Source organism: Arthrobacter sp. I3 (genome assembly GCF_000520575.1).
Taxonomy (GTDB): domain Bacteria; phylum Actinomycetota; class Actinomycetes; order Actinomycetales; family Micrococcaceae; genus Arthrobacter; species Arthrobacter humicola_A.
The window spans coordinates 4670-18566 of sequence record NZ_KI914942.1; the positions used below are offsets into that span (position 1 = coordinate 4670).

Genomic DNA, 13897 nt, shown 5'->3' on the forward strand with positions numbered 1-13897 from the left:
CGCGCAGGCCAATGCCGTGTTCGGCCGACAGGTAGGCGGCCACCAGTCCGGCGTCGTAGCCTTCCACGGAAAAGTTCACGACGCCGATCGTGCCGGTGTCCGGCTGATCGCCTCCAGTGGAAGAAGCGGAGGAAGAATCGGAAGCCGAATCGGCAAAGATCCGGTGCACGGTTACCCCTTCGATGCCCTGGAGGCCCGAGCCGCTTGAGCAGCGGGTGGGCGCAGAAGCGGCCGTCGCGCAGGCCAATGCCGTGTTCGGCCGACAGGTAGGCGGCCACCAGTCCGGCGTCGTAGCCTTCCACGGAAAAGTTCACGACGCCGATCGTGCCGGTGTCCGGCTGATCGCCTCCAGTGGAAGAAGCGGAGGAAGAATCGGAAGCCGAATCGGCAAAGATCCGGTGCACGGTTACCCCTTCGATGCCCTGGAGGCCCTCGACGAGGAAGGACCGGATGGCGTCCTCGTGGGCCTGCCACTGCTCCGGGTCCAGGGCTGCAATGACCTGGGTGGCGCGGGCGAGGGCTGCCGCACCGAGGACGTTCGGCGAGCCGCCCTCGTGCCGGGCAGGTCCCGTGGTCCAGCTGACGGAGTCGAGCCTGGCATCGCGGACCGCGCCGCCGCCGGCCAGGTGCGGGGTACCGGCGTCGAGCCAGTCCGTCCGCCCCACCAGCACGCCGGCGCCGAACGGGGCGTACAGCTTGTGCCCCGAGAAGGCGAGGTAATCGACGTCGTCCGCGGCGATATTGATCCGCCGGTGCGGGGCGAGCTGCGCGGCGTCGACAACGATCCTGGCGCCGTATTCGTGCGCCAGTGCGGCCAGGGTCCGGATCGGGAGGATCTCCCCGGTGACGTTGGAGGCGCCAGTGACGGCCAACAGGCTGACGCCGCCGCGGGCGAGTTCGTCGCGCAGCCGGTCCACGGTGGCCGCGAGGGTGGCGGCGGCCACGACGCTGCGGTGCGGGACATTCTGCCAGGGCAGGAGGTTGGCGTGGTGTTCGATGTCGAGGTAGAGGACCTCGCCCGCGGGCCGCCCGTCGCGCAGCGGCAGGCAGCCGGCCAGCAGGTTCAGGGAATCGGTGGTGTTGCGCGTGAAGATCACGGAATCGCCGGGCCGGCCGCCCACGAAGTCCCGCACGATGTCCCGAGCGTTCTCGTAGACGGAGGTGCTGATCTGCGATGCGTAGCCGGCGCCACGGTGCACGCTTGCGTAGTACGGCAGGATTTCGTTCAGGTAGGCCGAGACCACGGACAGGGCCGGGGCAGAGGCGCCGTAGTCGAGGTTGGCGTAGCGCGCGTGGCCGCCGGTGATCAGCGGGGCCTGGATCTCGGCCCCGGTGACGGCTGCCAGCGGGCGGGCCGCGAGGGCAAGCCGTGCATGGAATTCAGGGGCAACGGGGAAAATGGCAGTTGTCATGGGACCTCACTCGAACAGGACCCCACACCGTGGGAATCCGCGCTTGCCGGGTCCGTTCCGGACCGGCCAGGTCGTCACCCGGGGCACCCCACCGCGACTGGAGGGTTGCCGGCCAGCAAACCGGGGTTTAGCGCTGGCACTCGTGACCTGCATCGAGCGTAGGACATCGGCGCAGCCGGGGAAAAGGCGGCCGCCGATTGTGAAGCGGATTATTACGGGCGCGGATCAGTTGTTCGGGTGGGCCTGGAAGAGGTCGTCGAGTCCGGGGTTGAGACGCTTGAGGACTTCCGAGTGCAGGATCGAATTGGTGGCCAGGGCGTTGCCGCCGAAGGGGCCGTCCTCGCCTTCGAGCGAGGTGAAGCGGCCGCCGGCCTCGGTCACGATCGGCACCAGGGCGGCCATGTCGTAGAGATTCAGCTCGGGTTCGCAGGCGATGTCCACGGCTCCCTCGGCCACGAGGCAGTACGACCAGAAGTCACCGTAGGCGCGGGTCCGCCACACTTCCTCGGTCAGGCCCAGGAACTCGTCCAGGTTCCCGCGTTCCTTCCAGCCGCCAAGGCTGGAGTAGGACAGCGAGGCGTCCTCGAGATTGGAGACGTTCGATACCTTCAACCGTGTGGCGGCGGCGAGCGAGCGGCCCGTGTAGGCGCCTGCACCCTTGGCGGCCCACCAGCGCTTGCCCAGTGCCGGCGCGCTGACGACGCCGACCACCGGCTCGCCCTCATCGACGAGGGCGATCAGGGTGGCCCAGACCGGGACGCCGCGGACAAAGTTCTTCGTGCCGTCGATCGGGTCGATGATCCACCGGCGGGAACCGTGGCCCGAGCTGCCGAATTCTTCGCCCAGGACCGCGTCACGCGGACGTGACCGGGAGAGCTGGCCGCGGATGGCCTCTTCCGCGGACTTGTCGGCATCGGTGACGGGTGTGAGGTCGGGCTTCGTCTCGATCCGAAGGTCGAGCGCCTTGAAGCGGCTCATGGTCTGGGAATCGACCGAATCTGCCAGTACATGGGCAAGGCGCAGGTCATCGTTGTAGCTCGAAGCGGGTTGGCTCATGCTTCCAAACTACCGTCAAACCGGGCTGCCGGGCGGGAGGCCGCGGCACGGCGCCGCCGCCCCGTTGCCGGTCCGGCTAGGAGACGGTGCCCAGTTCCTTGGTTTCCTGCGCTTCCATCCGCGGGTCCGTGCCCAGCAGCCGGCGCAGGGACGCGAGCCTGGCCGGTCCCGAGGGCCCCGCGTGCCCGGCCGCAACCCACTTGTCGACCCCGCAGTTGACGGCGGTGGAGTCATGCTTGCAGCCGCGTTCGCAATCATCGGTGCCCGGTTCCAGGTCCGGGAAGGAACGCAGGATCCGGTCCGGGTCCACGTGGGCCAGGCCGAAGGACCGGATGCCGGGGGTGTCGATGATCCAGCTGCCGGCTGGGGCATCGTTGACTTTGAGCGCCAGCGCCGACGAGGACGTGTGGCGGCCGCGGCCTGTGACCGCGTTCACGCCTCCCGTGGCCCGCTCGGCCCCGGTCAGGGCGTTGACCATGGTGGACTTGCCGACGCCGGAATGGCCCAGCATCACGGTGACCTTGCCGTCGAGGTAGTCGCGCAGCTGGGATACCGCGTCCTTGTCGAGCCGGGCGGAGAGCCCGTCGTCGGAGCGGGCGTCGATGCCGGAAGCGGCGGAGTCGGCGGTCTTGGAGATGATGACGGGGAAGTCGAGGTGCTGGTAGTTGGACAGCAGCTCGGCGGGATCCTTGACGTCGGCCTTGGTGACGAGCAGCAGCGGCTCGATGCCGGCGTCGTACGCGGCGACCAGTGCGCGGTCGATGAAACCGGTCCGCGGCTCGGGGTTGGCGGCGGCGACCACCACCACCAGCTGGTCGGCGTTGGCCACGACGGCACGTTCGATCGGGTCTGTGTCGTCGGCGCTGCGGCGCAGCAGCGTCCTGCGGTCCTGGATCTTGACCAGCCGCGCCAGGGTGTCGGGCTCGCCGGTGACGTCCCCGACGAGGGAGACGAAGTCGCCGGCAACCACCGGGTTGCGGCGCAGTTCCCGGGCCCGGGCCGCGATGATCTTGCGTTCGTCCGCGGTCCCCTCGCCGACGACGGCGGTGTAGCGGCCGCGGTCAACGGTGATGATGCGTCCGGTGACGGCGTCGTCGTAGCTGGGCCGGTCCTTGGTGCGGGGCCGTGTGCCTTTCTTGTTCGGCCGGATCCGGACGTCGGACTCGTCCCAGGAATCAGTGCTGCGTGCCACCGGCGGTGTCCTCATCTGCGGCGGGTCCCTGGGCCAGCATCGCTTCCCAGAGTTGCGGGAAATCGGGCATGGTCTTGGCCGTGGTTGCGATGTCCTCGACTTCCACGCCGGCTACGGCAAGGCCGAGGATGGCGCCGGCGGTTGCCATGCGGTGGTCGGCGTAGCTGTGCACCACACCGCCGTGCAGCGCGGCCGGGCGGATGATGAGGCCGTCGGGGGTTTCTTCGGCGTCGCCGCCGAGGCGGTTGATTTCGGCGACGAGGGCGGCGAGCCGGTCCGTTTCATGGCCGCGGAGGTGGGCGATGCCGCCCAGCCGTGAGGGGCCGGTGGCGAGGGCGCACAGCGCGGCTACGGTGGGGGCGAGTTCGCTGGTCTCGTCGAAGTCGCCGCCCTTGATCTCCGGCCCTCCGCTGACGGTCAGGGTGCCGCCGTCAACCGTCACCGTGGCGCCCATAGCGGTCAGGATTCCGCGCCAGAGATCACCCACCTGGGTGGTTTCCGCGGGCCAGTTCGGGATCCGCACGGTGCCGCCGGTGGCCAGGGCCGCCGCGAGGAAGGGTCCGGCGTTCGAGAGGTCCTGCTCGATCCGGACGTCGAAGGCGCGGATCGGGCCGGGGGAGACAACCCAGTGGTTCGGCACCGAGTCGTCGACCGCCACGCCCACGCCGCGCAGCACGGCCACGGTCATGTTGATGTGGTCCAGGCTCGGGACGGGCTTGCCGACGTGTTCGAGGTGGAGTCCCTCGGTGAAGCGCGCCCCGGCCAGCAGCAGGGCGGAGACGAACTGGGACGAAGCGCTGGCATCAATGACCAGGTGGCCGCCGCGCACCTCGCCCGAGCCGTGCACCGTGAACGGCAACGACGACGCCGGACCGCCGTCGGGCGCGGTGACTGCCACACCCAGGCCGGCGAGAGCCTCGATAATGGTGCCCATGGGGCGTTTGCGGGCATGGGGGTCGCCGTCGAAACGGGACTCACCGCGGCGCAGCGCGGCCACCGGCGGCACAAAGCGCATGACCGTGCCGGCCAGGCCGCAGTCGATCGCCGTGTCCGCCGCCGCGGCATCCATGCTGATCGGGACGATTTCCAGGTCGGGGCCGAAGGCGCCGTCGCCGGGCACTTCCGTGACGGTGGCCCCCAACTGCCGCAGGGCCTCAATCATCAGCGCGGAATCCCGGGAGTGCAGGGGAGCCCGCAGCCGGGAAGGTCCGTCCGCGAGGGCGGCGAGCACGAGGTACCGGTTGTTCAGGGACTTGGAACCGGGAACGGTGACAGTGGCATCGACCGGCCGTGCGGCGAAGGGGGCGGGCCAGTGCAGGCCGACGTCGGCTGCATGGGGACCGGCTGCATGGGCGCCGGCAGGGTGGGACGGGGCAGCTGCAGAGGGGGTGGTGCCAGTCATTACCGTCTTAGGCCCCGGCAGAGTGGTCTACGGCCTTGCGGACGACTTTGTCGGCCTTCTTCAGCTGCTTGTTGGTGGTCTTGCGGGCATCGGCGGCGAGGTGTCCGGCGCTCTTCTTGGCATCGGCGGCCAGGTGCCCGGCGCGCCAGGCCAGGCTGGGCTTGCCGGCGGTATCGACCGCGGCGAGGAGCACGCCGCCGGTGAGGGAGACGTTTTTCAGGAGCTGTTTGCGGCGGGCGTCGCGGGCTTCCTTCGAGGAGATGTCCGCGCTGCGCCATTCGACGTAGCCGTTCAGGAGCGAAATGACGGCGAGCAGGGTGGCCGCCAGCCGGGCGGACTTGCCGAGGGCGAAGCAGACGCCGGCACCGATCTGGGTGCCGCCGATCACGCGTGCCACGACTTTCTCATTTGGCTGGAACGGCAAGGCGTCGGCCGCACGCCGCAACAAGGGGGACAGCTGGGCCGCAGTGTCATCCGCGTTCTTGAGCTTGTCCATGCCGGCGAGGACGAAACTGGAGGCGAGCATGGGCCGGGCGAGAAAGCGGACAAACGACATGAATTTCCTCCTGGATGGACGAACAGCGGCTTCACTGCGGGAGAACCGGTTCTAGTCTTGCACTTTTGCGGAATATTTGCCCGCAGGACGTGGTTGTGAAAGGCAGATCCCAGCAGGCTAACGAAGGCGGAGATTTGACTCTGGTCAAAGACAGGGCGGAACCGGAAGCCGGTTCGGGGCAATCATGGACCCTCGCGCTTCCGTCGGTTCCGGGTGCCCGGCGGAAGGTGACAGTAGACTTGAACGCAATGAGCACCATGGACCCGGCCGTTGCGGCCATGCACGAGGTTGCCGGAAACGACGCCACGCCCACCAAGACACCTGATGCCGGCACGCCCGCCGCTTTGGAGACCGAGGTGGACGGGAAGCCCCTTGATGTCTCCACCGAGTCCGCGGAAGAGCGCCGGGTGCGCTTTGAGCGTGACGCCATGCAGTACGTGGACCAGCTGTATTCGGCGGCCATGAGGATGGCCCGGAACCCCTCCGACGCCGAGGACCTGGTCCAGGAGGCGTATACGAAGGCGTTTTCCGCGTTCCACCAGTACAAGCCCGGAACCAATCTGAAGGCCTGGCTGTACCGCATCCTCACCAACACGTACATCAACCTGTACCGGAAGCGTCAGCGCGAGCCGCTGCAGTCGAATTCGGACACCATTGAGGACTGGCAGCTGGCCCGCGCCGAGTCGCACACGTCCTCGGGACTGCGTTCGGCGGAGGCTGAGGCCCTGGACCACCTGCCCGACTCGGATGTGAAACGCGCCCTCCAGTCGATTCCGGAGGAATTCCGGCTGGCCGTGTACTTCGCCGACGTCGAGGGTTTCGCGTACAAGGAAATTTCGGACATCATGAACACCCCCATCGGGACCGTCATGTCGCGGCTGCACCGCGGCCGGAAGATGCTGCGGGACATGCTGGCGGACTATGCCGCCGAACGAGGATTCAGGGCCGCCACCGAGTCAAGCGCCGCGGCCGACAGCAACAAACAGGAGAACAGGAAATGAGCGACTGCCAGGGACTGGGCGATTGCGATGACGCCCGGATGCAACGTATCTATGAATATCTGGATGGTGCGCTCACGCGTGCAGACATCGCAGAGATCAAGGACCACCTGGACAGTTGCCCGGAGTGCCTGGAGCAGTACGACCTCGAATGTGTCATCCGCGTGATGGTCAAGCGTTCGTGCACCGAAGCAGCTCCGGAAAACCTCAAGAACTCCATCCTGGACCGGATTCACTCGATCCGGACAGTGGAAGCCTGAGCCGGACAGTGGAAGCCTGAGCCGGACTGTGGAAGCCTGAACCGACATAAACGAATGACCCCGGAATCCGTGAGGATTCCGGGGTCATTCGTTTAAAGCTGTCATTCCAAGCTTTGCTTAGGCGTTGGGGCGCTTACCGTGGTTCGCGCCGCCACGCTTACGGTCACGACGTTTACGTGCACGTTTGCTCATAGCTGGCCTCCTTAATCTTGGTACTCAAAAGAGCTGCCCTCAAGTCTCCCACATCGCGGCACCCGCCGCGAACCGGGGGCCCGTGCTACGGGCCGCGGCCGGTCCGGGCGCGGCCTCAGCCCTCCAACGAATTTCGGATCGAGATCCGGGCCTGGTCCAGCACGGTCCTGACCGTTTCGAGCGTGACGGCGGTAACCGGGCGGCTCCCGGCATGACGCCGCAGTTCCACCCGCATGTCGTCGCGGAACGCCTGCACCAGCATTTCCGCCTCCTTCAGCCGCCGTTCGCCTTCCGGGGAGTACCTCGGGCTTCCCGCGCCGCCGGCAGTGCCCGTCCCGCCGGCAGAACCGGCGGCGCGGGCCGAGGTCCGGGCCGCCTCCGCCGTGGCCGCAAGGTCGGCCCGGAGGCCGCGCATGTTGACGCGGATGTCCTGGCGCAGGTTGTCGGCAAGCCGGCGGACCGACGCCGAGATGTCGTTCTCGACGCCGGCGAGTTCGTCCCGCCGGCGGTTCAGTTCCGTGAGGCCGGCCGGAGTGATGCTGTAGTTGGTGCGGCGGCCTTCCGTGCGGGTGGCGACGAGCCCTTCCTCTTCAAGCTTGCCCAGGCGCGGGTAGATGGTTCCGGCACTGGGGGAGTACGTGCCGCCGAAACGCTCGCTGAGCGCCTTGATCAGCTCGTAGCCGTGCTTGGGGCCCGATTCGAGCAGGGCGAGCAGGTACAGCCGCAGCGCCCCATGGGCGAAGACGGGAGGCATCAGATGGCCGTTTCGGTGTCCGGGCTGGGCTGGCCGTGGAAGAGCGAGGTTTTTCCCGAGACCGAGTTGGTCCGGACCAGCATCAGCTTGGCGTCCGGTCCCGCAATGGTCTGCACCGTGCCGCCGGGCTGGACGTACCTCGTGTCATCGATGACCACCGCGCCGCTGGCGGACTTGGCCACGATGTCCACCCCGACGTCGTGCGGCAGCCGGATGGTGACGTCGCCGGAGACCGAATTGGCGCCAAAGTCATGGGTGAAGCCGTGCAGGTCGAAGTTCAGGTCGCCGCTGACGGTGTTCGCCCGGATGTTGCTGAATTCGCCCGAGGCCGTCACCTCGCCGGAGACGCTCTTGGCGGTCAGGACGCCGCGGTGGTTGCGGGCAATCACCTCGCCGCTGACCGTGTTGACGGACAGGTTCCCGGCGGTGCCGTCGGCCAGCACGGACCCCGAGACGGTGTTGAGCCGGGTGTGGCCGCTGAGCCCGGAAACCATGCCGTCGCCGCTCACCGTCCCGGCCTCGACCTCGACGCCGGCCGGCAGGGCGATGCTGATGACCACCGAGTTGCTGCTGCCGTTGTTGACGGTGCTCATCAGGTTCTTGAACCAGCCCTGCGGGCCGTGCAACTGGTGGCGGACTTCCAGGCGGCCGTTGACGATCGAAACCGACAGCGGATCGCCTTCGATTTCCGAGACCTCGATCCTGGCAACGTCCTCGTCATGGGTGACGATGTCGAAGCGGCCGCGGACAATCCCGAGTTTGAGGGAGTGGACGCCGTCGACGTCGATGGTCTGCGGGCCGGTCACGGTCCACGTGTTCTCTGACATGGTTCCTCCGGAAAGGCGAAAGGGGCTGGGCAACTAACGATATATCGCGACTATGAAGTCACGATATATCGCGCTTGCCGGCAGGTCAAGATATATCGCGAAATTCCCTGAAGGGGGTCCCGGCGCGGCCGGTTGCCTGCTCGCCCGCCTATTCCGGGGTGTCCAGGCCCAGCCACTGGAACCAGCCGCGGTGCAGCACGAGCCAGGCCATGAGGCCGTAGCCGGCCTGGCCGGGCGTGCCGCCGTTGGCCGCGAGGTCCTGGCGCCACTGCTCGTGGTTCAGCAGCGGTGAGAACGTGTCGACATAGAGGTGCTTCCGGCGCGTCGTGACGTCGGCGAAGGCGGTGTTGAGCTCGCCGAGCCTGCGGTTCTGTGCGGGGTCAAGCGTGGGCGGCGGGCCCACGACGAAGACCTCGATCTTGTTCTGCGAGGCGGAGTCCAGGATGTTGGCCAGGTTCAGGCGGCTGCGGGCCGTGGACAGGCCGAACTCAATGTCGCGTCCTGACAGGCCGATCACCAGGCGGTTTTCGTGGTGGTTGCCGAACCGTCGGCCCGACTCCTCGAGCCAGCGGGCTGCAAGGCCCTCGGTGCCCTCTTCGGGGCATGGCAGGGAGTAGCACTCCAGGGCGACGCTGTCCTGCGGCGTGCGGGCCAGGACCCGGCCCAGCCAGCCCAAGGCGCGCGGATCACCAAGCCCGGCCAACAGCTCGTCCCCAACGGCTGCGATCCGCAGCTTCCGATCTTCCACGACTACCTCTTCACTTCAACGCTGTCCATCAAGCTGACCACTAATAGTCCATTAAACAGAACCGCCCGGCCGGAGTGTTGTTGTTTCAGTCTCCGGCCGGGCAGTAATGCCGCTATTTACGAGCGAATGCCTGCTTGAGCAGGGAGTCCTGTTCTGCCGCGTGGCGCTTCATCGACCCTGCCGCGGTGGAGGCCGAGGCGGGGCGGGAGATGAGGCGGACCCGGCGGTCCAGGGCATCCGGCAGGTTCAGGCCGATGAACGGCCACGGACCCTGGTTGGCCGGTTCATCCTGCGCCCAGACCACTTCGGCGTTCGGGTACTTGGCCAGCTCCGCGGCGATCTCGTCGGCCGGCAGCGGGTACAGCTGCTCGACGCGGACGATCGCCGTGGTCTTGTTCTCGGTCTTCTGCCGGGTGGACAGCAGATCGTAGTACAGGCGTCCGGAGACCAGCAGCACGCGTTCGACGGCGTCGGCCTGCAGCTGCGCGTGTTCCGGAATGACCGGGCGGAACGAGCCGGTGGTGAAGTCCTCCACGGAGGACGCGGCGGCCTTGAGGCGGAGCAGCTGCTTGGGCGTGAAGATGATGAGCGGCTTGCGCGGCCTGCTGTACGCCTGGCGGCGCAGCAGGTGGAAGTGCGAGGCCGACGTCGTGGGGTTGGCCACGATCATGTTCTCTTCGGCGCACATCTGCAGGAAGCGCTCGATGCGGGCGGAGGAATGGTCCGGGCCCTGGCCCTCGTAGCCGTGCGGCAGCATGAGAACCAGCGAGGACCGCTGGCCCCATTTCTGCTCGGCCGAGGAGATGAACTCATCGATGATGGTCTGCGCGCCGTTGACGAAGTCACCGAACTGCGCTTCCCAGAGCACCAACGCATCCGGGCGTTCCACCGAGTACCCGTATTCGAAGCCCATGGCGGCGTATTCGGAGAGCAGCGAATCGTAGATCCACAGCTTCGCCTGGTCATCCGAGAGGTGGGACAGCGGAAGCCACTCGTCGCCGTTGGCGCGGTCGTGGAAGACGGCGTGGCGCTGCACGAAGGTGCCGCGGCGCGAGTCCTGGCCGGCGAGCCGGACGGGGACGCCTTCCATGATGAGCGAACCGAACGCGGCCAGTTCACCGAAGCCCCAGTCGATGCCGCCTTCGCGGGACATCGCCTCACGCTTCTCCAGCAGCTGCTTGAGCTTGGCGTGGACGGTGAAGCCGTCCGGGATATCGGTGTGGGCCTTGCCGATGCGGGCCAGGGTCTCCGCGGAGATCGCGGTGGATACCGGCGCGCTGACGCCGGAATCGGACTGCTGGGCCATGGGGCGTTCCAGGTCCGACACCGCGGCTGAATCGGCCGTGATGATCGGGATCGGGGACGTCTGGGCCGCGTGGGTTTCCGCGAAGACGCGTTCCAGGCGTTCCTGGTAGTCCCGCAGCAGCTGCTCGGCTTCTTCCTCGGTGATGTCACCGCGGCCGATCAGCGATTCGGTGTACAGCTTGCGGACCGAGCGCTTGGCCTCGATCAGGTTGTACATCAGCGGCTGGGTCATCGAGGGGTCATCGCCCTCGTTGTGGCCGCGGCGGCGGTAGCAGACCATGTCGATGACAACGTCCTTGTGGAACCGCTGACGGAACTCGTAGGCAAGCTGCCCGATGCGGACCACGGCCTCCGGGTCGTCGCCGTTCACGTGGAACACCGGTGCCTGGATCATCTTGGCGACGTCCGTGGAGTACGTGGAGGAACGCGAGGACGACGGTGCGGTGGTGAAGCCGACCTGGTTGTTGACCACGATGTGGATGGTGCCGCCGGTGCGGTACCCGCGCAGCTGGGAGAGGTTGAGCGTTTCCGCGACCACGCCCTGGCCCGCGAAGGCGGCGTCGCCGTGCACCATGATCGGCAGCACGGGGAACGCCTCGCCCTGGTCCAGGCGGTCCTGCTTGGCACGGACGATTCCTTCGAGGACGGAATCGACGGCCTCGAGGTGGGACGGGTTCGCGGCGAGGTAGACCTTGGTCTCCTTGCCGTTGTCCGAGGTGAAGGTGCCCTCGGTGCCCAGGTGGTACTTGACGTCACCGGAGCCCTGCACGGAGCGCGGGTCCTGGGTGCCTTCGAATTCGCGGAAGACCTGCGCGTAGGTCTTGCCCGCGATATTGGTCAGCACGTTGAGCCGGCCGCGGTGGGCCATGCCGATCGCCACTTCGTCGAGTTCGTCGTCGGCGGCGTCGGAGATGATCGCGTCCAGCAGCGGGATCAGGGACTCGCCGCCCTCGAGCGAGAAGCGCTTCTGGCCGACGAACTTCGTCTGCAGGAAGGTCTCGAAGGCCTCGGCGGCGTTGAGCTTGGAGACGATGCGCAGCTGCTCGTCGCGGCTCGGCTTCGAGTACGGGTGCTCCAGCTGGTCCTGGAACCACTTGCGCTCGGCCGGGTCCTGGATGTGCATGTATTCGATGCCGGCGGTGCGGCAGTAGGCATCACGGAGGACGCCGAGGATGTCGCGGAACTTGAGCATCGGCCTGCCGCCGAAGCCGCCGGTGGGCCACTCGCGGTCCAGGTCCCACAGGGTCAGGCCGTAGGTCAGGACATCGAGGTCCGGGTGCTTGCGCTGGACGTACTCGAGCGGATCGGTGTCCGCCATGAGGTGGCCGCGCACGCGGTAGGCGTGGATCAGCTGCTGGATCCGGGCGACCTTGTTGATCTCGTCGGCCGGGTCCACCTGCAGGTCGGGGCTCCAGCGCACGGGCTCGTAGGGGATACGCAGGGACTCGAAGATCTCGTCGTAGAAGTTCTGCGCGCCCAGCAGCAGCTGGTGCACGAGCTTGAGGAACTCGCCGCTGCCGGCACCCTGGATGACGCGGTGGTCATAGGTGGAGGTCAGCGTGAGGACCTTGCTGATCGCGTTCTGCGCGATGATCTTCTCGCTGGCACCCTGGAACTCGGCCGGGTAGTCCAGTGCGCCGACGCCGATGATGGCGGCCTGGCCCTTGGACAGGCGCGGGACCGAGTGGACGGTGCCGATGCCGCCGGGGTTGGTCAGGGACACGGTGGTGCCGGAGTGGTCGTCCGCGGTCAGCTTGCCGTTGCGGGCACGCTTGATCAGGTCCTCGTAGGTGTGCCAGAACTCGGAGAAGTTGAGGGTCTCCGCCTTCTTGATGTTCGGGACCATGAGCAGGCGGGTGCCGTCGGGCTTGGGCATGTCGATCGCGATGCCGAAGTTCACGTGCGCGGGCTGGACAGCCACCGGCTTGCCGTCGATCTCGTCGTAGTAGACGTTCATCGACGGGAACTGGGACAGGGCGCGGATGACGGCGTAGCCGATCAGGTGCGTGAAGGAGACCTTGCCGCCGCGGGCGCGGGCCAGGTTGGAGTTGATGACCACGCGGTTGTCGATCAGGAGCTTCGCCGGGATGGCGCGCACGCTCGTGGCGGTCGGCACTTCCAGGCTGGTGACCATGTTCGAGGCGATCGCCTTGGCCGGGCCGCGCAGGACCGAGACGACGTCTTCTTCGGGAGCCGTCGGGGCCTTGAGGTTCTTGGGCAGCTGCGCCGGGATCGGCGCGGTGCCGGGGCCGGCGTCGGAAGTCTTGGAGCCGTCCCGGGCGACGGTGGCCGGGGCTTTCTTGGCGGCGGGCGCAGCCGGTGCGGGCGCAGCCGGTGCGGGCGCAGCCGTGGCGGCGGGGGCTGCGGGCGCAGGTGCAGCCGGAGCGGCGGCGGGCGCTACAACGGGAAGTTCACGGGTGGCAGGATGCACAGCTGTCGCGGTGCCGGACGTTCCGTTGGCGGGAGAGGCGTCACTAGCTTCAAAGGATTCGAACAGGGGCCACCACTTGGAGTCGACCGTGTTCTTGTCCTGCTGGTAACGCTCATACAGTTCGTCAACGAGCCACTCGTTTCCGCCAAATTCCTCTGGTAGACGGTGGCTAGGCTGCTCTGGCACTTGAAATACGCCTCTTCCGTGAGTTTGATTCCCTCTGGCTTCCACGGTGCCTCGGCACAACGATTGAGCCAGTCTCTGCGTCCAGTGAACCCAGACCCATGCCAGTCTAGTGAGGATTCTTGCCAAACCGCCAATAAGCGTGACCCAAATCATGATCCGCCCCGGCAGCCGCCGAATTGCGGTGAAGAAGAGTTGCAGAATCGGCCCCGGATGCGGCCCTCATGCGGTGCCCTGCGCCAGGCCGGACGCGGTGCTGGCCCCGGCGCCGGAGGCGGTGCCGGCCCCGCCGGAAACCGCCCTAGAATGCAGTGAGAACCCGTTTGTCGCCGACGGTGCCAGCTGCGGGTGCCAGCATAGGAGCAGCAGTGCGTTTCCTGAATGAGCCCACCACCGATCTGACCTACTCGGACCTCTTCCTGGTCCCGTCCCGGTCCGATGTCACCTCCCGCCTGGACGTCGAACTCGCGGCCGACGACGGGACCGGCTCCGCGATCCCGCTGGTGGCGGCGAACATGACGGCGGTCACGGGGAAGCGGATGGCCGAGACCATGGCCCGCCGCGGCGGCCTTGGCGTCCTG

General features: G+C 67.4%; 12 protein-coding genes and 1 riboswitch. Of the genes, 3 read left to right on the forward strand and 9 right to left on the reverse strand.

Features of this window, described 5'->3' with window-relative positions:
• The 5 genes from Y706_RS26035 to Y706_RS0116670 form a co-directional block, all read right to left on the reverse strand.
• Positions 1–1412 (reverse strand): aminotransferase class V-fold PLP-dependent enzyme (locus Y706_RS26035; protein WP_253906820.1); only part of this gene is annotated, 1412 nt, incomplete at its 3' end.
• Between the two features lie 34 nt (positions 1413–1446).
• Positions 1447–1560: riboswitch (SAM riboswitch) on the reverse strand.
• A 77-nt stretch (positions 1561–1637) separates the two neighbouring features.
• Positions 1638–2468: a histidinol-phosphatase gene (gene hisN / locus Y706_RS0116655; protein WP_028277489.1), complete on the reverse strand. Its 831-nt coding sequence runs from the start codon at positions 2466–2468 to the stop codon at positions 1638–1640.
• 76 nt (positions 2469–2544) lie between these two features.
• Entirely contained in the window at positions 2545–3660 is a 1116-nt protein-coding gene (locus tag Y706_RS0116660; RefSeq protein ID WP_028277490.1) for a ribosome small subunit-dependent GTPase A, read from the reverse strand.
• Positions 3644–5062: a 3-phosphoshikimate 1-carboxyvinyltransferase gene (gene aroA, locus Y706_RS0116665; protein ID WP_028277491.1), complete on the reverse strand. Its 1419-nt coding sequence runs from the start codon at positions 5060–5062 to the stop codon at positions 3644–3646. The genes Y706_RS0116660 and aroA overlap by 17 nt, the downstream gene beginning before the upstream one ends.
• Positions 5063–5069: 7 nt before the next feature.
• Positions 5070–5618 (reverse strand): DoxX family protein, encoded by a 549-nt coding sequence (locus Y706_RS0116670; protein ID WP_028277492.1) that lies wholly within the window; start codon positions 5616–5618, stop codon positions 5070–5072.
• A gap of 227 nt (positions 5619–5845) precedes the next feature.
• On the opposite strand from Y706_RS0116670, the gene Y706_RS0116675 reads away from it, so the two are divergent.
• On the forward strand, positions 5846–6619 hold the full coding sequence (locus Y706_RS0116675) for a sigma-70 family RNA polymerase sigma factor (protein ID WP_308197247.1): 774 nt from the start codon (positions 5846–5848) through the stop codon (positions 6617–6619).
• Positions 6616–6876 (forward strand): mycothiol system anti-sigma-R factor, encoded by a 261-nt coding sequence (gene rsrA, locus Y706_RS0116680; protein ID WP_018775287.1) that lies wholly within the window; start codon positions 6616–6618, stop codon positions 6874–6876. Before Y706_RS0116675 ends, rsrA begins: the two co-directional genes overlap by 4 nt.
• A gap of 307 nt (positions 6877–7183) precedes the next feature.
• Here the strand turns inward: rsrA and Y706_RS0116685 are convergent, their stop codons facing one another.
• From Y706_RS0116685 to Y706_RS0116700, 4 genes are all read right to left on the reverse strand, one after another.
• Positions 7184–7822 (reverse strand): PadR family transcriptional regulator, encoded by a 639-nt coding sequence (locus tag Y706_RS0116685; protein ID WP_028277494.1) that lies wholly within the window; start codon positions 7820–7822, stop codon positions 7184–7186.
• Complete coding sequence (locus Y706_RS0116690) at positions 7822–8649, reverse strand: DUF4097 family beta strand repeat-containing protein (RefSeq protein ID WP_028277495.1); 828 nt, start codon at positions 8647–8649, stop codon at positions 7822–7824. Before Y706_RS0116690 ends, Y706_RS0116685 begins: the two co-directional genes overlap by 1 nt.
• 148 nt (positions 8650–8797) lie before the next feature.
• Positions 8798–9397 carry a GDSL-type esterase/lipase family protein gene (locus Y706_RS0116695; RefSeq protein ID WP_028277496.1) on the reverse strand — a complete coding sequence of 200 codons (600 nt, stop codon included), beginning with the start codon at positions 9395–9397 and terminating at the stop codon, positions 8798–8800.
• A 112-nt stretch (positions 9398–9509) separates the two neighbouring features.
• Positions 9510–13319 carry a multifunctional oxoglutarate decarboxylase/oxoglutarate dehydrogenase thiamine pyrophosphate-binding subunit/dihydrolipoyllysine-residue succinyltransferase subunit gene (locus tag Y706_RS0116700; protein ID WP_028277497.1) on the reverse strand — a complete coding sequence of 1270 codons (3810 nt, stop codon included), beginning with the start codon at positions 13317–13319 and terminating at the stop codon, positions 9510–9512.
• A 365-nt stretch (positions 13320–13684) separates the two neighbouring features.
• Here Y706_RS0116700 and Y706_RS28325 point away from each other — a divergent pair.
• A partial coding sequence (locus tag Y706_RS28325; RefSeq protein ID WP_043436347.1) for an IMP dehydrogenase occupies positions 13685–13897 on the forward strand: 213 nt, incomplete at its 3' end.

What these genes read in the sequence shown, in the direction of transcription:
- hisN (WP_028277489.1), bottom strand. Translation starts at nt 2,468, where the DNA reads ATGAGCCAACCCGCTTCGAGCTACAACGATGACCTGCGCCTTGCCCAT.
- aroA (WP_028277491.1), bottom strand. Translation starts at nt 5,062, where the DNA reads ATGACTGGCACCACCCCCTCTGCAGCTGCCCCGTCCCACCCTGCCGGC.
- Y706_RS0116670 (WP_028277492.1), bottom strand. Translation starts at nt 5,618, where the DNA reads ATGTCGTTTGTCCGCTTTCTCGCCCGGCCCATGCTCGCCTCCAGTTTC.
- rsrA (WP_018775287.1), top strand. Translation starts at nt 6,616, where the DNA reads ATGAGCGACTGCCAGGGACTGGGCGATTGCGATGACGCCCGGATGCAA.
- Y706_RS0116685 (WP_028277494.1), bottom strand. Translation starts at nt 7,822, where the DNA reads ATGCCTCCCGTCTTCGCCCATGGGGCGCTGCGGCTGTACCTGCTCGCC.
- Y706_RS0116690 (WP_028277495.1), bottom strand. Translation starts at nt 8,649, where the DNA reads ATGTCAGAGAACACGTGGACCGTGACCGGCCCGCAGACCATCGACGTC.